The 19,023-nt window shown below is 62.3% G+C and carries 17 protein-coding genes; 10 read left to right on the forward strand and 7 right to left on the reverse strand.

What is annotated here, in order from left to right:
* Window positions 1-70 precede the first annotated feature (70 nt).
* The gene (gcvA, locus tag KY49_RS14355; RefSeq protein ID WP_042585340.1) at window positions 71-973 is read left to right on the forward strand and encodes a transcriptional regulator GcvA; all 903 of its coding nucleotides are present in this window, start codon (window positions 71-73) and stop codon (window positions 971-973) included.
* Between the two features lie 111 nt (window positions 974-1,084).
* On the opposite strand, the gene KY49_RS14360 is transcribed toward gcvA, so the two are convergent.
* A complete protein-coding gene (locus tag KY49_RS14360) occupies window positions 1,085-1,408 on the reverse strand; it encodes a hypothetical protein (RefSeq protein ID WP_042585341.1) in 324 nt (107 codons plus the stop codon).
* Window positions 1,409-1,557: 149 nt separating this feature from the next.
* Window positions 1,558-1,887, reverse strand: coding sequence for a hypothetical protein (locus KY49_RS37315; protein ID WP_156162532.1), 330 nt, complete (start codon window positions 1,885-1,887; stop codon window positions 1,558-1,560).
* Between the two features lie 1,355 nt (window positions 1,888-3,242).
* Here KY49_RS37315 and KY49_RS14365 point away from each other — a divergent pair.
* The gene (locus KY49_RS14365) at window positions 3,243-4,559 is read left to right on the forward strand and encodes a replication initiation protein (protein WP_042585342.1); all 1,317 of its coding nucleotides are present in this window, start codon (window positions 3,243-3,245) and stop codon (window positions 4,557-4,559) included.
* 46 nt (window positions 4,560-4,605) lie between these two features.
* Here the strand turns inward: KY49_RS14365 and KY49_RS14370 are convergent, their stop codons facing one another.
* The 3 genes from KY49_RS14370 to KY49_RS14380 form a co-directional block, all read right to left on the reverse strand.
* On the reverse strand, window positions 4,606-5,631 hold the full coding sequence (locus KY49_RS14370; protein ID WP_042585343.1) for a ParB/RepB/Spo0J family partition protein: 1,026 nt from the start codon (window positions 5,629-5,631) through the stop codon (window positions 4,606-4,608).
* Window positions 5,624-6,319, reverse strand: a complete 696-nt coding sequence (locus KY49_RS14375; protein ID WP_042585344.1) for a ParA family protein — start codon at window positions 6,317-6,319, stop codon at window positions 5,624-5,626. The genes KY49_RS14370 and KY49_RS14375 overlap by 8 nt, the downstream gene beginning before the upstream one ends.
* Window positions 6,320-8,468: 2,149 nt before the next feature.
* Window positions 8,469-9,587, reverse strand: a complete 1,119-nt coding sequence (locus tag KY49_RS14380; RefSeq protein WP_042585345.1) for an MBL fold metallo-hydrolase — start codon at window positions 9,585-9,587, stop codon at window positions 8,469-8,471.
* Between the two features lie 81 nt (window positions 9,588-9,668).
* Between KY49_RS14380 and KY49_RS14385 the strand changes: the two genes are divergently transcribed.
* The 7 genes from KY49_RS14385 (at window position 9,669) to KY49_RS14415 (ending at window position 16,482) form a co-directional block, all read left to right on the forward strand.
* Window positions 9,669-10,313, forward strand: coding sequence for a TetR/AcrR family transcriptional regulator (locus KY49_RS14385; protein ID WP_042585346.1), 645 nt, complete (start codon window positions 9,669-9,671; stop codon window positions 10,311-10,313).
* Window positions 10,314-10,475: 162 nt separating this feature from the next.
* Window positions 10,476-10,967 (forward strand): NAD(P)H-dependent oxidoreductase, encoded by a 492-nt coding sequence (locus tag KY49_RS14390; RefSeq protein WP_042585347.1) that lies wholly within the window; start codon window positions 10,476-10,478, stop codon window positions 10,965-10,967.
* Between the two features lie 372 nt (window positions 10,968-11,339).
* Window positions 11,340-12,038, forward strand: a complete 699-nt coding sequence (locus KY49_RS14395) for a ProQ/FinO family protein (RefSeq protein WP_042585348.1) — start codon at window positions 11,340-11,342, stop codon at window positions 12,036-12,038.
* A 541-nt stretch (window positions 12,039-12,579) separates the two neighbouring features.
* On the forward strand, window positions 12,580-12,858 hold the full coding sequence (locus KY49_RS14400) for a metal/formaldehyde-sensitive transcriptional repressor (RefSeq protein ID WP_010097112.1): 279 nt from the start codon (window positions 12,580-12,582) through the stop codon (window positions 12,856-12,858).
* A gap of 8 nt (window positions 12,859-12,866) precedes the next feature.
* Window positions 12,867-13,895 (forward strand): CDF family Co(II)/Ni(II) efflux transporter DmeF, encoded by a 1,029-nt coding sequence (dmeF, locus tag KY49_RS14405; protein WP_042585349.1) that lies wholly within the window; start codon window positions 12,867-12,869, stop codon window positions 13,893-13,895.
* 3 nt (window positions 13,896-13,898) lie between these two features.
* Entirely contained in the window at window positions 13,899-14,090 is a 192-nt protein-coding gene (locus KY49_RS14410) for a DUF1289 domain-containing protein (protein WP_042585350.1), read from the forward strand.
* 262 nt (window positions 14,091-14,352) lie between these two features.
* Window positions 14,353-16,482: a TonB-dependent receptor gene (locus tag KY49_RS14415; protein ID WP_042585351.1), complete on the forward strand. Its 2,130-nt coding sequence runs from the start codon at window positions 14,353-14,355 to the stop codon at window positions 16,480-16,482.
* Window positions 16,483-16,518: 36 nt separating this feature from the next.
* Here KY49_RS14415 and bfr read toward each other — a convergent pair whose 3' ends face one another.
* Window positions 16,519-16,995, reverse strand: coding sequence for a bacterioferritin (gene bfr, locus KY49_RS14420; protein ID WP_042585352.1), 477 nt, complete (start codon window positions 16,993-16,995; stop codon window positions 16,519-16,521).
* 236 nt (window positions 16,996-17,231) lie between these two features.
* Between bfr and KY49_RS14425 the strand changes: the two genes are divergently transcribed.
* Entirely contained in the window at window positions 17,232-18,293 is a 1,062-nt protein-coding gene (locus KY49_RS14425) for a DMT family transporter (RefSeq protein ID WP_042585353.1), read from the forward strand.
* Between the two features lie 39 nt (window positions 18,294-18,332).
* Here KY49_RS14425 and KY49_RS14430 read toward each other — a convergent pair whose 3' ends face one another.
* Window positions 18,333-18,749 carry a cupredoxin domain-containing protein gene (locus KY49_RS14430; RefSeq protein ID WP_042585354.1) on the reverse strand — a complete coding sequence of 139 codons (417 nt, stop codon included), beginning with the start codon at window positions 18,747-18,749 and terminating at the stop codon, window positions 18,333-18,335.
* Between the last annotated feature and the right edge of the window lie 274 nt (window positions 18,750-19,023).

Genomic DNA, 19,023 nt, shown 5'->3' on the forward strand with positions numbered 1-19,023 from the left:
CAGTGGTACTTGACGATCAAACGATTAAACCTGAGATACTGCGTGACATAAACTCACACGAACGGATGCAATGCGCCGAACCCTTCCTCCCCTGAATTCGCTGCGGGCGTTCGAAGCCGCCGCCCGGCTCGGCAGTTTCACGCTGGCCGCCGACGAGCTGTGCGTCACGCATGGCGCGATCAGCCGGCACGTCCAGCAACTGGAGGCCTGGCTGGGGCAGGCGCTGTTCGAGCGGTACAACCGGCGGGTCGAGCTGACGGAGGCCGGACGGGTCTACCTGGCTGAAGTCGGCGCGTCGTTCGACCGCATCGCGCTCGCCACCGCGCAGCAGCTTCAGCGAGGACGCCATGGGGTGCTGCGCGTCAGCGCGCCGGCGACCTTCTCGCTGCGCTGGCTGGTGCCGAGGCTGTCGTCGTTCCAGGTCGCCCATCCGCACATCGAGGTGCGGCTGTCGACGTCGAACGAGCCGATCGACAAGCTTCGCGACGTCGTGGACGTGATCATTCGCGGCGGCCCGCAGACGATCGAAGGCTACGTGGCCGAGGAGTTTCTTTCCGAGGTGCGGCTGCCCGTGTGTGCGCCGCGGCTTCTCGACGGACGGCCGCTGAGGCAACCCGCGGATCTCGAGCACTTCACGCTGCTGCATTCGGCGACCTATCCGGGCATGTGGCCGGAATGGCTCGCGGCGGCCGGGCACCCGCATCTCGTGCCGCGGCATTCACTCACGCTCGAGCACTTCTACCTGACGCTGCAGGGTGCGCTCGACGGGCTCGGCATCGCGATGGGCCCGATCGCGCTCGTCGCGGACGATATCGCCGAAGGCCGGCTCGTGCAGCCGTTCGACGCGCCCGTGCTGCCGCCGTGGCGCTATTTCATCTATGTGGCCGCGGCGCGCGCGCAAGACGGCGCGGTGCGCGCTTTCATGGATTGGCTGAAACTGGCGGGCGGCGCGTCGGCTCTGCGCGACGCCTGACGCAGAGATGACGCTCGGCCATGCGCGGGCGGAGTCACGCTTTCACTTCGCATGGCGAGGGCAAGCGGCGCACCGTGCCGTCATCGCACGGCGCGCGCGCCCGGAGAATGCTTACTGGCTCGCGCCGGCAGCGGCCCCTGCCTTCTTCTCTGCGTCCTGCAGGTTCTGCGGATAATTCGGATCATTGGCCGCGGGCTTGTATCCCGCGTCTTCGAGTTTCTTCAGCTCGGCATTGTTCTTCGCGCGCGCGGCCTTGCGCTCGGCCTTGTGTTTCGCGCGAGCTTCCTTGCGTGCCTGCGCCTTCGCCGCCTTGGCATCCTGCGCCTGCGCCGCGGGTTCGCTGGCCGGCGCCTGCGCATACGACGGTGCCGCGCCGCCGATGAGGAGCGCCGCAGCGGCAGCGACGAGCGTGAGCCTTCTGGTTTGGATACGCATCAGTGAACTCCTTCTTCTGATTGATTACAGATTGAAGTGCGTCGAGATATCCCCCTGCGATCGAAACGCTGATACGTCGATCGGGGCCTGTGAATCATAACTGCGTCGCTGCGCCAGTGGCGATATGGAAACCGCAGCATGGTGCATCGTCATGGTGTGACGGCATCGTTGATCGCGGTCACGTTCCCTCGATTGACGTCTTCCCATAAACGACCACCCAAAGCTTTGGGACGATTGCTCGTCCGGCCTGTTTGTCCGGATCGCGACATTCGTGAGCGTCCATGGAGCGCAGGAATGGTGAGGATTTTCGGGAGCTGCGTGCGGGATCGCCTGTGGTGAGTCACGGACGTGCGTTCGTGTTCACGTTGGGCCGTATTGCCCGGCTGATTGGTGGACGTGTCGAGAATGGATGTCGGAGATGCAAAGGTGGAAATTTGCGGTGACCTTCTCGCAGATCCGTTGTGCGTGAACTTGCTCATGCAGCTTTATCCACCGATCACCCAGTTTCATCAGGTTGCCGGGTGCGACGTCTCATGGAACCCATCGCATTGCCACAGGACATCGACACAGCAGCTACTGTGCGTAGCGTCAGCTGCGGGAATACTGGGCTGGTAGCCTCGGGCGAACGTCGAAGTGTCTCCGTTGGCTGACGACACAGCGCACCATAGACGGGAACCTGTCGACAGAAAAACGGCGTTTCCCTTCGATTCGTTCCCATAGCTTTATACGTATCGATGAATGTGAGTATGTACTCACGTCGAAGTGACCTCTTCTATGCGGAAAGGCCCGCCAGACGGTGCGATGCACGTGTCAGCTCGGCAGGAACCCTCGACGGACGTCGCTTGACTGCACGCAGGCAGCTCGTCTGGTAGCGGTTTATGGGGGTGGCTTTTTCCGAAAGCACACAGTGTGTTTACATCTTTAGAAAGCAACGTTTACTTCTTTAACTACTTTTAGAGGCCACACAGGCTTGCCTGACAAGGGTTTGACCGGTGTTCGGTACCCATTTATGGGAGGGAAGGTAGAAGGGTTTGGGGTCTCAGGTCTGTGGATTTGGGGAATTAGGTACCTCGGAATGGGAAATCGGGGCTGTGGATATGGTGGGAGGGTTCCCGGTTATGGGAATTTGCCGGTGGAATGCCGTGGGTAGCCGCCTATGGGAAGCGGCAATGGTACCCATCCATGGGGAGATTCGGACATGCTGTCGCGCGACGAATGTCCACAAGGATGATCTTTGGTAGCCATTTGTGGGGCGCTTTGAAGGTATCCGTTTATGGGAGGCGGGCCAACGTATACCGAACAGGATTCGGATACCAGGCGAGTCCTGCCTTCCCATAAACAGGATCGCTTCGATGGAAAGGGAGCCTTTTATGGGAGTGTCAAAAGGTTGCCAGCTATGGGATCGATCTGGATGCGTTACGACCTGAGCTGCGCGAACATCGAAACACATGAGGATCGAAAGGTACCCATTCATGGGGAACCGTCAAGGTTGCAAGTTATGGGGGAAAGAATGCCGGGGTGCTGCACGGCACCACGAATTCGGCGGCCGATCGTCGTTCCGTCCGTCTGGTTCCCATAAAAGGTTACCTTCGATGAGGCTCAGGGCCGGCTCGATTCGGTCGGAACTCGCCAAAGGTAGCTGCTTTTGGGAAGGGACTCCGAGAAAAGGTAGATGCTTATGGGGGCTTGCGAGCATTGCTTCACAAAAAAATCTCCTTTGTGCTCGATGAGTTAGCCACGATTGTGCAAGTGACCTGCGAGCTGGGACATTGCCGGCGGCGGCGAAAAGGTATAAATTCCGCCCTCAACAAGGTCACCTTATCCGGACACCACGATGCCGCGAAAGCCCGCAAGCAAAGGCTCCGACAAACAGGTCTCGCTGTTCCAGACGCCCGAGCCTCCCGACTTGCTGCGCAAGGCGGTTCAAGCGATTCACATCGCACCCAAGTCGGGAAAGATCGGTCTGCAGCAGCGCAAGATGTTCAGTTCGCTGATCAAGAACGCGCTTCGGCAGGAAGCGTTCGAGCCGGGCCGCACGAGCTTTTCGATCTCGATTGCCGCGCTCTCGCACGAAAGCGGGCTGAACAGCAACAACACGAAGTACGTGAAGGACACGGTGAACTCGCTCATCAGCACCGTCGTCAACTGGGACTATCTGGCCGGGGACCGCTCGACCGTCTGGAAGGCGTCGGGCCTGCTGGCCGGCGCGGAACTCGAGCAATCGGTGCTGAAGTACAGCTTCTCGGACCAGATTCGCAGCGAACTGCTCAATCCGGAGATCTACGCGCTCATCGATATGCGGATCGCGCGCGAGTTCCGGCGCTCGCATTCGCTCGCGCTGTGGGAAAACACGGTGCGCTACGAAGGAATCGGCATAACCGCGAAGATCCCGTTGCCGAAATTCCGCGACCTCATCCTGGGGCAGGACAAGGCGTCGCAGTCGTACAAGGAATACAAGCTGTTCAAGAGCAAGGTCCTGGTGCCGTGCATTCAGGAGGTCAACGAAGTATCGGACCACACGCTCGAGCTGATCGAGCACAAGTCCGGACGCAGTGTGGAGGCGGTCCAGTTCAAGGTGACGCGCAAGCAGAGCGCGGATACCGTGGAGGACGGCGACGTCAAGAACGAAGCGCTGGTCGAGGAGGTGGCCAAGTTCGGCGTCCCGCGCTCGGAGGCTCGTCGGCTGATTTCCCAGTACGGCGTGCAACGCATCAAGGCCGCGATTGCCTATACGCTCAATCGGACTACGAAAAAGAACGCGGCGCCGATCGATAATGTCGGCGCGTATTTCCGCAAGGCGTTGACGCACGGTTACACGTTGTCGGACGGCCACGCGACGGAGACGGCGACGCCGGCGAAAGAGACGGCGCAGAGCAAGCAGGAGCAGATCCGCGACAAGTATCTCGCCGCCAAGATCGATGAGGCGGGCGCGTATTTCCGCGAACTGGAAATCGATGACCAGACCAAGCTTATCGAGCGCTACAACGAAACGGTGACCGGTTCGAAGGATCTGACGTTGTCGCCGAAGAAGAAGGCGAGCAAGCTTGCGCAAACCAGCTTCTTCAGATGGCTGGCGCTGGATACCTGGGGCGAACCGACTTCGGACGACCTGCTGGAATTCCTGCTCAGAAGCAGTCTCGCAGCAAACTGATAAAAAAAACCTCGCAGCGTCCCTGCGAGGTTTTTATTTGGGCAGCTTACTTTTGTGCGGTGGGCAGCTCGGCGACGTAGGCGTCGATCACGGCCTTGAGCTTGTCGGCGAGCGCTTCCTGATGAGTGGTGTCGACGCCTTTGAGCTGCAGGTCGACACGCCCGTCGGGATACGTCTTCAATTGCCCGATCGTCCGCGATTCGATTGCGAAATCGTGGCGCACGCTGTACCGAGTCCGTCCCGCCTTTTTGTTCCCGTCGTTCTGCGCACGCAGGAAGTTCTCGAGGTCTCGCACGGACTTTTTCCGGTCGATGACGGCAGAGAGCAGGCGGTCTGCGGTCGGTTCGCCCAGCCGCTCGAAGATCAGCTTCAGGAAATAGGCGGCCTGCAGGCCGACCACGTCGTTCGCGGCGGCCATCCGCTCGAGGAGCGTGGTCGACAAGGCATTGAGCGACAGCGTCTTGCTGATGGTCGCCTTGTCCTTGCCGATCTTTTCCGCCAGCGTGTTCTGGTCCGGGAACACTTTCTCGTCGAGAAGGCGCTTCCATGCGACTGCATCGTCGAAGATCGTCTGGCGCTCGTGATCGTGGTTCGCGCGATAGGCGATCGTATAGAGCTGCTCGGGCGTGTGATCCGAGCGGAAGGTGGCGTTGATGGTTTCGTCGCCGTTGATGCTCGTGGCGCGCAGCCGGCGCTGCCCGTCGATCACGACCAGCTTGCCGGGGAACTCCGGCAGCCGGGTCACCTTGATCGGCTCGATCTGCCCTTCCCGTTTCAACGTCAGCGCGAGCTCGTGCAGGCTCGATTCCGAATAAAACACCCGGGGATTGAACGGGTTCGGAATGCAGTCCTTCACGGCAACTTTTTGCGGGGCGCCGAGATCCTCCGCATCGGCGGGCAGCGTCACGACCGCTTTGACCGCAGGCGGCGCGACAGCGGTCAGCGGCGTGACGGGCGGTTCGGGCAGCCGCGTCTCCAGCGCCGCGTTTTCCTGCGCAAGCCCGCGCAGCAGACCGGCTGCGAGATGGAGATTGCCCGTCGCCTTCTTTTCTTTCGATGTGTCTTTAGCCATGAGCGGTTCCGGTAGCGCGCGTCGACGCGATGTATTGGGCCATTTCGGTGACCAGCCTCTCGATCTCCGCACGGGCCTCCTTGAGGCCTTTCAGGTACCGATTGTGATGGTGGATGGTGGTGCCGAGCGCGAAGGTCTGTCGGTAGACCTCGCGTTGGGCGATCTGGCTGTCCAGCAGATGCTCCCCTATTTCTTCTGCTTTTAGAATTTTTAAAATCTCTTCACGCATTTTAGTTTTTCCATTGACGCTATTGAGCATCAGTGCGGAAGAAAGACTAGGGTTACGTACCGCTCGCATGGATTCGATCATGCGAATCATGGCGACGGTGCTGTACAGATCCGCGGGCGACGGTGACAGCGGTACGAGACAGAAGTCGGCGACTTCGAGCACCGATGCGATGCGCGGATCCTCGAGGTTGCCGGGGCAGTCGACGACGATCACGTCGAAATGCGCGTCCTGCTTCTTGATCTCTCCACCGATTCCTCGACCGGCCGGGGCGAGCGAAAGAACGGTCATCGGGAGTGTGTTCTCGCCGCTTGTGACCCATCTGACGGATGTGCCCTGGGGATCGGCGTCGATGAGCGCAACCTTGTTTCCACCCGCCTCGAAGGCTGCGGCGATGTTGACGGAGATGGTTGTCTTTCCAGTACCACCCTTTTGATTGCTGACGGCGATCTTGAAAGCCATTAAATTCCTCCAAGGAGTTTTGCGCAATATATGCATTTTTTGGAGAAATGTCCAGACAAGATGTTCCGTTCGAGAAACGCAGACGAGCGATGTTGTTGTCACGTGACAAGTGGCAGAACGGCCAACGTTCTTGGGGGATATCCAACAAGAGTCATGCATCTAGAGCCAATAGCAATTCCGGCCGATCCATCTTCTCAATGGAGTGGACGATCAACGAGATGATTCAAGCGTGGTGCTTGTGACTAGATTTTGGAATTTCACTCGGCCGAACGATTTTTTCGAACACCTATAACAATGCGATGCCTTGTTCAGCCAAATGATGGCCGACAGAGGATATGCAGTTGTCACGTGACAATTTGCCATGTTGATGGACGACGCGAGGTGGGCAAGTTGGTCACTCATCGTGCAAATCTTAGCGATCGAGTCGATGGGCGGCGTCGCGACCAAGTAGCGAGTTGTCACGTGACAATTGCGGTGGTGAGCGTCAACAAGCTTCGCGCCGGTTGAAATCGGCTCATGCTGGGGAGGCGAGATATCTCTGAGAATGAGCGACAGGAGAACTTGCGATGGACCAGGGCTCATCGCTTGTGGATGAGTTGTCACGTGACAACGGGCGGCTGTATTGAGGATTTGTTGTTGCGCGAGGAATGTCAGCAGGGATCGACGGGTTGCTGACTTGTAGTGGAGGCAGATTGACGATCCGCAGCAGCGTTTAGGCGCAATGGTGTCACTGTGCTCAAGCCATTGCATTGCAGCGGCCTCGATGCGCGCCTTTCGTGTTCGTTGTGTATTCCCTTCCACGGATCATGGCACGAGGCTTTTTCAAAGCGAGGCGCAGCTAGCAGGGGCCTGGAAATATGTCTCCTTGCTATGATGTGGCCCCATTAATGGTGGGCATATCCACGAAGTTGATCAAACAGCTTCTTTGCGCATACGACGCTGTCTCGAGTACTCCCATGCCGGACGATTGAACATGCGCGTAGCTCGCGCAGTTGGCGTCAGTTGCTCGATCCGGGGTGTCATTGGGCGTATTGAGGCCATCCGAGATGGTCGGACGCAGGCATCGGATAGGCATCAATCCACATCGTGAAACATCTGTGTGAAATAGGGGTATGCTCGTAAAACCATGCCTGGCAAGGGTTTCCGGGCGATTCCTCATGTTGTTTCACGCATATTCGGTGGATTCGCTGCCGAAAACAGGGGCGCATGAAGATTCGTGACGCGCGCGCGCGTCATTCCCCTGGCGGTCTGCCGTCTCGCATTTCATTTGAAACGTATTTCGTAGTTATTGATACGTGCTCGGCCGACATATTCAAAATCCTGGCTTGAATGCGATGCGATACCGTATCTGGAGGCGGATGCGCGGCGCGTGAGTTGTCACGTGACAACGCGATACCCCGTTCCTCATCCTGAGCGGCAAACAGCGATGCTTGACGAAGTCGTGGACGAAGGAGTGCCAATAGCAATGTAGCTATTGCTAATGCGCGTTTGGAAAAGAAGCGCTCGAGGAACTCGAGCTATTGGATAGAGCAGGGCAGAGGGCTACGCGGTTTGCATATCGAACTTGCCGCTTTTATCGCGATTCGGGCTGCAGGACGGCCGATACCTCGACGAACATCCACGCCCGAATTCCGGCTTCGTTTGATTTGATGCAGATGGCTATTTCGATTGAGCAGTTGTGATGCGCCCTGCCAATCGCGCGCAAGGTTGTCGCCCTGCGCGAAGTTGTGCTCGTGCCCGAGTCCGCACTTTGTGGGCGACCACGCGAAGGACGAATATCGAATGATTTGTTTTTCGCGTGACGTCGGGAACCGGGCCGCACTCACACCAAAGCACTTGATTAGCGCGCTACGCGCTATCTCGTCGCGACGAAATGAAACGTGGAATGCGAGAGGCAGAGCGATGTGGAGGCAGCCAGTAGACGCGCTGAATGCTCCGATACCTAACAAGAATTACCCGCCCGCAACCTCAGTCCCTGCCTCCTGCGGAATCCGGAATTTCAAACGAAGAACGAGAATGTCCGTCGCCACGGTCGTCTGCCCCGAGGAGTGCGGTCGTCGGGGTGAGCACGCGCGGCCGTCCACGCGCCGCCAAGCCGTTCTCCGGCAAATGCACGACGCGTCGACCAGCACATCCGAACAAGCAACGCTCACCTGGCCGCCCGCGACGCACAAATCGCCAGCCTCAGCGACTTCGCCGCTTCGACTTTCTCGTCGACGCTGCGCCACCACCGCTCGCCGCGATGTGGCGCAGCCAGTGTCAGACGTTCGCCCATGCGCGGCGTCGACAGTTCGACGCCGCGTGCTGTCGCCAGCGCCGTCACACGCTCGAACGGCTCTTGCCAGCGGTGCATCGCCAGATCGAACGTGCCATTGTGAATCGGCACCAGCCAGCGGCCGCGCAGATCCACATGCGCCTGCACGGTCTCTTCGGGTTGCATGTGGACATACGGCCATTGCGCGTCGTACGCACCCGTTTCGATCAGCGTCACGTCGAACGGCCCGAGGCGTTCGCCGATGGTCCTGAAGCCGTCGAAGTAGCCGGTGTCGCCGCTGAAGAACACGCGTAGATCGTCGTCGACGATGACCCACGACGCCCACAGCGTGCTGTTGCCGTCGAACAGGCTGCGACCGGAGAAATGCTGCGCAGGCGTCGCGGTCAGCGTCAGGCCGTCTATTTCCGCGCTTTGCCACCAGTCGAGCTGACGCACCTTCGCCGCGTCGATGCCCCATTCGATCAGGCGATCGCCGACACCGAGCGGTGCCAGGAACACGCCGGTCGTCGCGGCCAGCGCGAGCACCGTATCGCGGTCCAGGTGGTCGTAGTGATCATGCGACAGGATCACGCCGCGCAGTGGCGGCAAGTCGGCAAGCGCGATCGGCGGTGCATGGAACCGCTTGGGGCCGAGGCGCCGGAACGGCGACGCACGCTCGGCGAACACGGGATCGGTCAGCCAGAACTGGCCGCGCAGCTTGAGCAGTAGCGTCGAATGGCCGAGCCGGTACAGACTGCGGTCGGGTGCCGCGTCGAGCTCGTCGCGGGTGAGCGTATCGACCGGAAGGGCGCCCGCCGGCACCGCGCCGCGCGGCTTGTTGAACAACATGTTCCACATGATGCGGAGCATCTTTCCGAGTCCTTCGCCCGGACGCGGCGCAACATTGAGGAAGCGTTCGCCGTCGTGTTGCGGCGATCCGGCGGACGATATGCGGCCGCGTTTCGCGGCGGAGAAGCCCAACGTGCGATGAACGAAATCGGGGAACGATGTCATGGAATCCATCCGGATTAAAAATACACTGCACAGTGTAGTTTATCTTCGAGAAAAGTAAACTGATGGGTATAAAATTCGGAAATGAATACGAGTGCCACTCATCAACGTCTGACCGATCGAAAGCGGGCGGCCATCATCAATGCCGCGATCGAGGAATTTCTTGCGGCCGGCTACGACGCGACCAGCATGGACCGCATCGCGGCGCGCGCGGATGTCTCGAAGCGCACGGTTTACAACCACTTTCCGAGCAAGGACGCGCTGTTTGCCGCGATCCTGCACCAGCTCTGGGACGCATGCCAGACAGGCAGCCTGCCCGCCTATTGCAACGACGCGCCGTTGCGCGGGCAACTGCTCGAATTGCTGGCGCGCAAGCTGCGCCTTCTCAACGATGCGTCTTTCATCGCACTCGCGCGGGTCGCGATCGGCGCCGCCATTCATTCGCCGGAGCGCGCGCGCGACATGGTCGAGCGTTTCGGCGAGCGGGAGGAAGACGTGACGGTATGGATTCGCGCGGCTGCCGCGGCCGGCCGGCTCACGGCGCCGGATCCGGCCTTCGCGTCGTTTCAGTTATTGGGTGCGATAAAGGCGTTCGCGTTCTGGCCGCAGGTGACAATGGGCCAGCCGCCGCTCGACGAAGCCGCGCAGAAGCGGGTAGCCGAGTCCGCAGCCGACATGTTTCTCGCGTACTACGAGCGCAAGCGGGACGACGGCGGGACCGATCGTTGAAGATATGTGGAACCGCACTTTCTCGAGACCCCGGCGTTTGATCTACATTGGAAGCGCGCCGATGCTGATACCGATGCCGCACGGATCGCGCGAGCGAGTGCCGCATCGCGTCGTCGCGAAATGGCCGGCGCCATGCATCGGGCGGGAGACACACGAACACCGATGAAAACGCTGCTGATCGTCTATCACACGATGACCGGAGGCACGCGGCAGATGGCCGAGGCGGCCGCGAGCGCGGCGCGCGAACAAGCCGGCGTGTCGGTCAGGCTGCAGCGCGCGGACGAGACGGGCCCGGACGACGTGCTGGCGGCCGATGCGTATCTGTTCGCGACGCCGGAGAATCTCGCCGCGATGTCCGGGTTGATGAAGGATTTCTTCGATCGTTGCTATTACGCGGCGCTCGACCGCGTGAACGGGCGCCCGTACGCGACGATGATCTGCGCCGGCAGCGACGGGCAGAACGCATTGCGCCAGATCGATCGCATCGCGACCGGCTGGCGTCTCAATAACGTGGCGCCGGGCCTGATCGTGTGCACCCATGCGCAGACGACCGAACGCATCCTCGCACCGAAGACGATCGGCGCGGAAGATCTCGCGCGCTGCGCCGAACTCGGCGCCGGCCTCGCGGCTGGTCTCGCGCTCGGCGTGTTCTGACGACAAGACGCAAGACCCGGCGGACCGGGGGCGAAGCCGGCGCGGGCCTCGCACTCCCATAAACGGCTACGTTGCGCGCCGAAGCAGCCGCGGCCGCGACTTCGGCCGCACAGCTCGCCATCGCGTCGGCAACGCCTGACCGCGCAACGAAAGAGATTCGCCAGTCCGTCAGACGTGACGCGCGCGGTATACTCCTGTCCTGCGTTCCATCCGGCAGCGAGGCCGGGTGCCCGAACAGATGCGTGTGACATGCTGCTCATGCCGTATCTTCCGTGCCGGTGACGGAGTGGCCGAAAGCCGCCATCCAGAACCGTTGCGCGATGCCCGGCGCGCGGTGGAAGCCACGCTCAATATTCCTGGTGGATTGAATTTATGGGTTTTGAACAACTTGCCGCTCTGCGGGATCAACTCGCGGCGAAGGCCAAGCAGGAGCGGAATGCGAAGCGCACGAAGGCGCAGCCGGATTCCGGAACCAAGCCGTCGTCCGGCGGCAAGCCGGCTTCGGGGGCCAAGTCACCGTCCGGTGCGAAGGCGGCTTCGGGCGTGAAGGCGTCGTCCGGTGCGAAAGCGTCTTCGGGCGCAAGACCGTCGTCCGGCGGCAAGCCGTCGGCGCCGGTCGATCCGGTCGTCGTCGCGATCGGCAAGCTGCAGAAACGCTTCCCGCTGGCGTTCCCGAAGAATCCGGCGCCGAAGGTGCCGCTGAAGGTCGGCATCTGGGCGGATCTCGCCGGCCAGGCGCAGGCAGTGGGGCTGACCGAAGCCGAGCTGCGCGACGCAATGTCGACCTGGTGCCGCGGCAACCGTTACTGGTCCTGCCTGGTCGAGGATGCCGTGCGTGTCGATCTGCAAGGCAACGAAGCCGGGCGGGTGTCGAAGGACGACGCGGCGCGCGCGCGACGGCTGAAGGCGCGCGGCCCGAAGAGGAAGGGGCCCGCACAAGCCGCAAAGGCGGATGCGCAGCCGGAAAAGGCCGAGGCTCAGGCTCAGCAGGCCGAAACCGCCGAGCCGCAAACGACGGACGCCGGGACGCAAGCGGCGCCGGTCGAGCCGCAAGCAGCGAAAACCGAGTAACGCGTCGACGCGATACCGCGACCGCCGGCGTGTCATGGGCCGTCGGCGGTGCAAGCAGGGTTTTCCGTGCGGGCAATGCGCGGCACTTCCGGACTTGTCCCCATCACGCGATCCCCGCGTGCACATTCCCCGTCATCTTCCGTCGGTTTGCGCGAATGCCGTCGCGACCGTGCGACGGCGGGTTCGAGTACCCGCTCTATGAGCCCGGACAGTCGACGCGCCGACGACTTCGCTCGCACCATCCGATTCGTTATCCTGATTGATCGTGAGAATTTCCCGGCGTCGCCGATACGTCGGGGGCGCGCGTCTGTCCAACGGAAGCCGTAGCCAGCAGGAACAGCGCGTCGCAGGTGGCGCACATCCCGGAGATGCCGCTCGCTACGATGGGGTAGTGTGTGGATCGACCTGGACGATTCGGATGACGAAGGGACGATTCAGCCTGCAATCGCGTGATGCCACGCGTTCCCGATGATATACCCCTGTACCCTATATTGATTTGAGCTTCCGAGGTATACTCCCCCTCCCTATCTGGAGGCCAATGATGAGCCACACCGTCCGCGAAAAACAGAAGCTGCTCAATCGGGTCCGTCGTATCAAGGGGCAGATTGAGGCGATCGAGCGCGCGCTCGAGGAAGAGCGCGGCTGCAACGAGATCCTGCAGCAGATCACGAGCTGCCGCGGCGCGATGAACGGGCTGCTGGCCGTCGTGCTCGAGGATCACATTCGCACGCACCTCGTCGATGCCGAGCACGATGGCGGCCATGACGAGGGCAGCGCGACCGAGCAACTGATCGAAGTCGTGCACAGCTACTTCAAGTGAGACACGGCATGAGCGATTTCAAGGACGCGGCATTCGGCGCGGGACACGACCACATTTTCCTGGGCGCGGCGCACGATCAGAACGAACGCAGGACGTGGGCGGTGATTGCGCTGTGCAGCGTGATGATGGTCGCGGAAATCGTTGGCGGAAGCATGTTCGGCTCGCTGGCGCTCGTCGCCGACGGCCTGCACATGTCCACGCACGCGGGGGCGATGCTGATCGCGGCGCTGGCCTATACGTATGCGCGCAAGCATGCGGGCGACCGGCGGTTCGTGTTCGGCACCGGCAAGCTCGGCGACCTCGCGGGCTTCACGAGCGCGATCGTGCTCGCGATGATCGCGCTACTGATCGGGTACGAGGCGGTGTCGCGTTTCCTGTCGCCGGTGCCGATTCGTTTCGGCGAGGCGATTCCGATTGCGGTGCTCGGCCTGCTCGTCAATCTCGCAAGCGTGTGGCTGCTGGGCGGCGACCATCACGGCCATCATCACGATCACGCTCATGACGATCACACGCACGACGATCACACGCACGACGATGCATCGAAAACCGCATGCGTCGAGCTCGATCACGATCATGGCGACGCGCACCCGCACGCGGTCACGACGCGCGATCACAACATCCGCTCGGCATACGTTCACGTGATGGCGGACGCGGCGGTATCGGTGCTCGCAATCGCCGGCCTCGTGCTTGCACGCGCATTCGGCTGGGTCTGGATGGACCCGCTGGCCGGCATCGTCGGCGCGCTGGTGATCGCGAACTGGTCGTACGGGCTGATGCGCGACACGGGCCGCATCCTGCTCGACATGGAATCGGATCCGCGCTTCGCGCAGCGTGTGCGCAGCCTGATCGAAGGCGGCGGAGACCGGGTGACGGACCTGCACGCCTGGCGTCTCGGGCCGGGCCACATGAGCGCGGTCGTGTCGGTGACCACACTTGACGGCAGCCGCGATGCGCGTTTCTACCATGACCTTCTCGATCCCGTCGCAGGCCTTTCGCACCTGACCGTCGAAGTCGTGCATCCGCGTTCGGCGGCGTAGGCGATGGCGGTCAAGTCACCCTGCATCGACGTCTGCTCGTTCGACCGCAGCACGGGCTTCTGCGTCGGCTGCTTTCGCACGCTCGAAGAAGCGCGCGCGTGGAAGAAGATGACCGACCATCGGCGGCATCAGATCGTCAATGACCGTGCGCGGCGGCAAGCGAAACTCAAGCGCGGCGGGCCGGCCGGACAGTAGCGCAATTCGGCCGCGCGTTCGAGACCGCATCGCCGGAAACACCTTCATGGAAAGCAATTTGTCAGGAACCGGAAATGTCGGTGCGATGAAACGCACCGTCTGACGCATGGCATGTTGCAAGCAGGCGACAGATCGGCATATTGATTAAAAACGCGAATCATTATCATTTAATATTTCGAGATATTTCAGGCCGCGGGTCGGACGCCGCGGCCTTTTTCATGTCTGCCGAAACCGATCCGTCGACCGTCTTCTTTCGTATCCGATGAAACTCAACAAGAATGCCTGCCGCGCGCTCCTGATCGCGACGTCGCTCGCCGGCGCAAAAACGTCGTTTGCCCAAGCAAGCGACACGCCGGCCACGTTGCCGACGATTTCCGTCAACGCCGCCGCCGAACGCGCGGCATACGATGCGAGCCGCTCGCGTTCGGCGACCAAGACCGACATGTCGCTGATGGACGTGCCGCAGACGGTGAACGTGGTGCCGCACGCGGTGATCGAAGACCAGAATGCGACGTCGATGCAGGACGCATTGCGCAACGTGCCGGGCGTCGGCTTCTCGGTCGGCGACGGCCAGCGCGACCAGATCACGATTCGCGGCTTCAACAGCATCACTGACCAGTACGTCGACGGCATTCGCGACGATGCGCTCTACTACCGCGACCTGTCGAACGTCGAGCGCGTCGAAGTGCTGAAGGGGCCGGCCGCCGTGCTGTACGGCCGCGGCTCGGCGGGCGGCATCGTCAACCGCGTGCTGAAGCGGCCGCAGGCGAACCCGGTGCGCGACGTCGGCGTGACGCTCGGCACGCGCGGCGAGCGGCGCAGCGACTTCGACCTCGGCTGGAATGCGAACGACGCGGCGCGCTTTCGCATCACCGGCGCGGTGGAGAACTCGAACAGCTTCCGCGATCAGTTCCAGCTGAACCGTCAGGCAATCGCGCCGTCCGCGCAGTTCAAGCTGAGCCCGGACACGGTGCTCAACGTCGAGTTCGACTACCTTCACGACCGGCGCACCGCCGACCAGGGGATTCCCGCGTATCTGGGCAGGCCGGTCGACGTGCCGATCAACACGTACTACGGCTCGGCCGATGCGGCGAACAGTTCGTACAACGATGTGTCGGCGAAGAGCGCAACCGTGTCGCTCGATCATCGCTTCAGCGATTCGCTGTCGTTCCACGGCGCGATCCGTGCGTACGATTTCTCGCTCGAGCGGAAGAACTACGTGACGTTCCAGCCGATCAAGACCGCCGCGCGTCCGACCGTGACGCTCGACCAGTCGACGCGGCAGCGCACCGATCACGGCGTCGACGGCGTATTCGAGCTGACGCAGAAGACGGCGCTGTTCGGCATGCGCCACGAGCTGCTGTACGGGCTCGAGCTGTCCCAGCAGCAGAAGTTCGATACGGTCTACAACACGTCGAAGGTGGCGACCTACGATCTCTACCATCCGCAGCTCGTGAGCCTGCCCGGCGTGCCGGCCGGCACGCCCGCGCGGACGAACGCGTCGACCGTCACCGGCCTCGTCGGCGTCTACGCGCAGGACCTGATCTCGCTGACGGAGCACTGGAAGGTGCTCGCCGGCCTGCGTTTCGACTACCTGAACCAAGTCCGCCACGACTACACGTCGTCGAACGTCAACCTCGACCGCACCGATCGCGCATGGAGCCCGCGCGTCGGCCTGATCTACGAGCCGCTCGACTGGCTCACGCTGTACGGATCGTTCAGCCAGTCGTTCTCGCCGCTCGCCGACACGCTGATCAGTTCCGGCGCGTTCGCGAACGGCGCGGCGCTGGCCCCGCAGAAAACCACCGCGTACGAGATCGGCTCGAAGTTCGATCTCGGCGGCAAGGCGCTGGCGAGCATCGCGCTGTTCGACATGCGCCAGACGAACCAGCAGATCGGTGATCCGGCGCACCCCGGCTATGCGCTGCCGATCGGCACGCAGCACGTGCGCGGGATGGAGCTGGGCTTCTCCGGCGAGATCGCGCCGAAGTGGTCGGTGTACGCCGGCTACGCGTATCTGAACGGCACGGTGGACGGCTCGCCGCAAGCGACGTCGGCCGGGCTGGCGCTGTCCAGCAACACGCCGGGACTGATGCCGCGTCATAGCGCGAACCTGTGGCTGAAGCGCGAGCTGCCGTATGGCTTCTACGCAGCGGCCGGCGCGCAGTTCCAGTCGGCGCGCTACGCGTCCGCGAGCGATCTCGTCACGCTGCCGTCGTTCACGGTGTTCAACCTCGGCGCCGGCTATCGCAGCAAGAAGGTCGACGTGACGCTGACGCTCGACAACCTGTTCGATCGCCGCTACTACATCTCCGCGCACGGCAATGCCGACATGTACAACATGCCGGGCGCGCCGCGCACGCTGGCCGCCACGGTCAAGTGGCACATGTAACGCACGTGCCGCACGCAGTCGGGCACGATCGCGCGCTCACTCGAGCGACGTCATGCCCGACTGCAGATAATTCTGGATGCCGACCTTCTTGATCAGGTCGAGCTGCGTCTCGAGCCAGTCGATGTGTTCCTCGGTGTCGTCGAGAATGTGCTCGAGGATTTCGCGCGACACGTAGTCCTGCGCCGATTCGCAGTACGCGATCGCCTCCTTGCAGGTGGCCTGCGACGCCCGTTCGAGCTTCAGGTCGCATTCGAGGATTTCTTCCGTATGCTCGCCGACGAGCAGCTTGTGCAGGTCCTGCAAATTCGGCAGGCCGTCGAGCACGAAGATCCGCTCGATGAGCGCGTCCGCATGCTTCATCTCGCCGATCGATTCGTCATACTCATGCTTGCCGAGCTTGTCGAGCTGCCAGTGCCGAAACATGCGCGCATGCAGGAAGTACTGATTGATCGCAGTCAGTTCGTTCTTCAGCTGCGCGTTCAGATAGCCGATGACCTTCTTGTCGCCTTTCATAGCGGTAGTCTCCCATCAGAGCAGTGTCCACTTGCGTTGCGTCGTGCCGCTTCAACGATAGTCAGTCGCGCGTCGAATCTCAATCGGACATGGGTGTATCGGTGACGAAACGGCAAGGCGAATCAATCGCATTTCGTATGCGGCGCGCCGGTGAAAAATGACGTCAGGCCGTCAAGCAGGTGAGATACTCTGCCCACGTCGCCGCAAGCCCTGCGCAACCCGCATTCCCCAATCCCATGCACTCGAGATTCAACGCGATCGTCGTCGCACTGACCGCGGCCGCCCTGTTCGGCGCCGCCACGCCGCTGGCCAAGGCGCTCCTTGGCGCGATGTCGCCGTTCATGGTGGCCGGCCTGTTCTACCTGGGAAGCGGGATCGGGCTGGGCGCCGGCATCGTGATCCGCCGGCTGCGCCGGCCTGCCGCCCATGCCGACACAGGTCACGCGCTGAAGAAATCGGAGCTTCCCTGGCTGGCCGGTGCGATCGCAGCGGGCGGCATCGCCGGGCCGGCGCTGCTGATGCTCGGCCTGGCGAGCACGCCGGCCGCCACGAGCGCGCTATTGCTCAATCTGGAAGGCGTGCTGACTGCAGTGATCGCGTGGGTGGTATTCCGCGAGAACGTCGACCTGCAGGTGTTCCTCGGCATGGTGGCGATCGTCGCCGGCGGCGTGCTGCTGTCGTGGAAGCCGGGTGCGGCGGGCGTGCCGACGGGCGCGCTGCTGATCGTCGGCGCCTGCCTGTGCTGGGCGATCGACAACAATCTCACGCGCAAGGTGTCGGCGAACGACGCGATGGTCATCGCGTGCATGAAAGGGCTGGTCGCGGGTCCGGTCAATATCGCGGTGGCCGTGGCGGCAGGCGCGGCCTGGCCCGCCGCCGCGACGACGGCGGCCGCGATGCTGACGGGCCTGGCCGGCTACGGCGTCAGCCTCGTGCTGTTCGTCATCGCACTGCGCGATCTCGGCACGGCGCGCACGGGCGCCTATTTTTCGGTTGCGCCGCTGTTCGGCGTCGCGCTGTCGCTGCTGATCTGGCCGGAGCTGCCGTCCGTCGCGTTCTGGATTGCCGCCGCGCTGATGGCGCTCGGCATCTGGCTGCACGTGCGCGAACGGCACGATCACGAGCATACGCACGAACGGCTGGAGCACACGCACCGGCATCGCCACGACGCGCATCATCAGCACACGCACGACTTTCCGTACGACGGCGACGAGCCGCATGCGCATCCGCACGTGCACTTGCCGATCACGCATTCGCACGCGCATTTCCCGGATATCCATCATCGCCACCGGCATTAGCAGTGTTCGGTCACCTCCTCTCCATTCACGCGGAATCGTTCAGCGCGTGACGACCAGCGCCACATGCATGCCGGCCGAATAGTGGCCGGGCTTGTTGCAGATCAGCGCGTAGTGGCCGGGCGCAAGCGTCAGCGCGAGACGCCTGCGCTTGCCTGGCGCGATGTCCTCGACTTCGCCGACCTTGTGCAGACGCTGTTCCAGCACCTGTCCTTTGCGGACGGGCAGCGCGCCGTCGGCGAGTTCCGTCTTCAGCACGACGAGTTCGTGCGTCGTGTCGCTGTCCGCTGAATTCACGACGTCGAACGTGACCTTGCCGGCTTTCACGTCACGCGGTTCGAGCTGGATCGAGTCAGAGCGCAGCGTCGCCTTGACGGTCTGCTGCGCGTGGCACGCCTGCGACGCAATGCCGAGCGCAGCCATGCCGGCGACGAGCGCGGCACGACAAGCGGGGTTCATGATTGCCTCCCTGTGCGGTGAAACTTGCGCCTGTCGAAACGGGCACAGCCTGTCGAGCGGCAAGAACGGGCAAGCCGGGGCGACGGTGCGTCTCTTTTCCGATGTGCGAAGTACGTGCAGTAAACGTTCGGCCCGGACGGCTTATTCCTGGGGGCAGGCATCGTTTTCCGGCGAGCGCGATCGCGTTGGGCGGAGCGGTGCAGTCGCGGAGCGAATCCGCATTCGTTATATTCTGCTGTATATTACGAGGCCATGGAGAAGCGACGCACCGTCG

The sequence above is a fragment of the Burkholderia sp. MSHR3999 genome (assembly GCF_000833595.1).
In the GTDB taxonomy this organism is placed as follows: Bacteria; Pseudomonadota; Gammaproteobacteria; order Burkholderiales; family Burkholderiaceae; genus Burkholderia; species Burkholderia ubonensis.

What these genes read in the sequence shown, in the direction of transcription:
- KY49_RS14395 (WP_042585348.1), top strand. Translation starts at nt 11,340, where the DNA reads ATGGGTTTTGAACAACTTGCCGCTCTGCGGGATCAACTCGCGGCGAAG.
- KY49_RS14425 (WP_042585353.1), top strand. Translation starts at nt 17,232, where the DNA reads ATGCACTCGAGATTCAACGCGATCGTCGTCGCACTGACCGCGGCCGCC.
- KY49_RS14410 (WP_042585350.1), top strand. Translation starts at nt 13,899, where the DNA reads ATGGCGGTCAAGTCACCCTGCATCGACGTCTGCTCGTTCGACCGCAGC.
- KY49_RS14360 (WP_042585341.1), bottom strand. Translation starts at nt 1,408, where the DNA reads ATGCGTATCCAAACCAGAAGGCTCACGCTCGTCGCTGCCGCTGCGGCG.
- KY49_RS14380 (WP_042585345.1), bottom strand. Translation starts at nt 9,587, where the DNA reads ATGACATCGTTCCCCGATTTCGTTCATCGCACGTTGGGCTTCTCCGCC.
- KY49_RS14375 (WP_042585344.1), bottom strand. Translation starts at nt 6,319, where the DNA reads ATGGCTTTCAAGATCGCCGTCAGCAATCAAAAGGGTGGTACTGGAAAG.
- KY49_RS14415 (WP_042585351.1), top strand. Translation starts at nt 14,353, where the DNA reads ATGAAACTCAACAAGAATGCCTGCCGCGCGCTCCTGATCGCGACGTCG.
- dmeF (WP_042585349.1), top strand. Translation starts at nt 12,867, where the DNA reads ATGAGCGATTTCAAGGACGCGGCATTCGGCGCGGGACACGACCACATT.
- gcvA (WP_042585340.1), top strand. Translation starts at nt 71, where the DNA reads ATGCGCCGAACCCTTCCTCCCCTGAATTCGCTGCGGGCGTTCGAAGCC.
- KY49_RS14370 (WP_042585343.1), bottom strand. Translation starts at nt 5,631, where the DNA reads ATGGCTAAAGACACATCGAAAGAAAAGAAGGCGACGGGCAATCTCCAT.
- KY49_RS14400 (WP_010097112.1), top strand. Translation starts at nt 12,580, where the DNA reads ATGAGCCACACCGTCCGCGAAAAACAGAAGCTGCTCAATCGGGTCCGT.
- KY49_RS14430 (WP_042585354.1), bottom strand. Translation starts at nt 18,749, where the DNA reads ATGAACCCCGCTTGTCGTGCCGCGCTCGTCGCCGGCATGGCTGCGCTC.
- KY49_RS14365 (WP_042585342.1), top strand. Translation starts at nt 3,243, where the DNA reads ATGCCGCGAAAGCCCGCAAGCAAAGGCTCCGACAAACAGGTCTCGCTG.
- KY49_RS14385 (WP_042585346.1), top strand. Translation starts at nt 9,669, where the DNA reads ATGAATACGAGTGCCACTCATCAACGTCTGACCGATCGAAAGCGGGCG.
- bfr (WP_042585352.1), bottom strand. Translation starts at nt 16,995, where the DNA reads ATGAAAGGCGACAAGAAGGTCATCGGCTATCTGAACGCGCAGCTGAAG.
- KY49_RS14390 (WP_042585347.1), top strand. Translation starts at nt 10,476, where the DNA reads ATGAAAACGCTGCTGATCGTCTATCACACGATGACCGGAGGCACGCGG.
- KY49_RS37315 (WP_156162532.1), bottom strand. Translation starts at nt 1,887, where the DNA reads ATGAGCAAGTTCACGCACAACGGATCTGCGAGAAGGTCACCGCAAATT.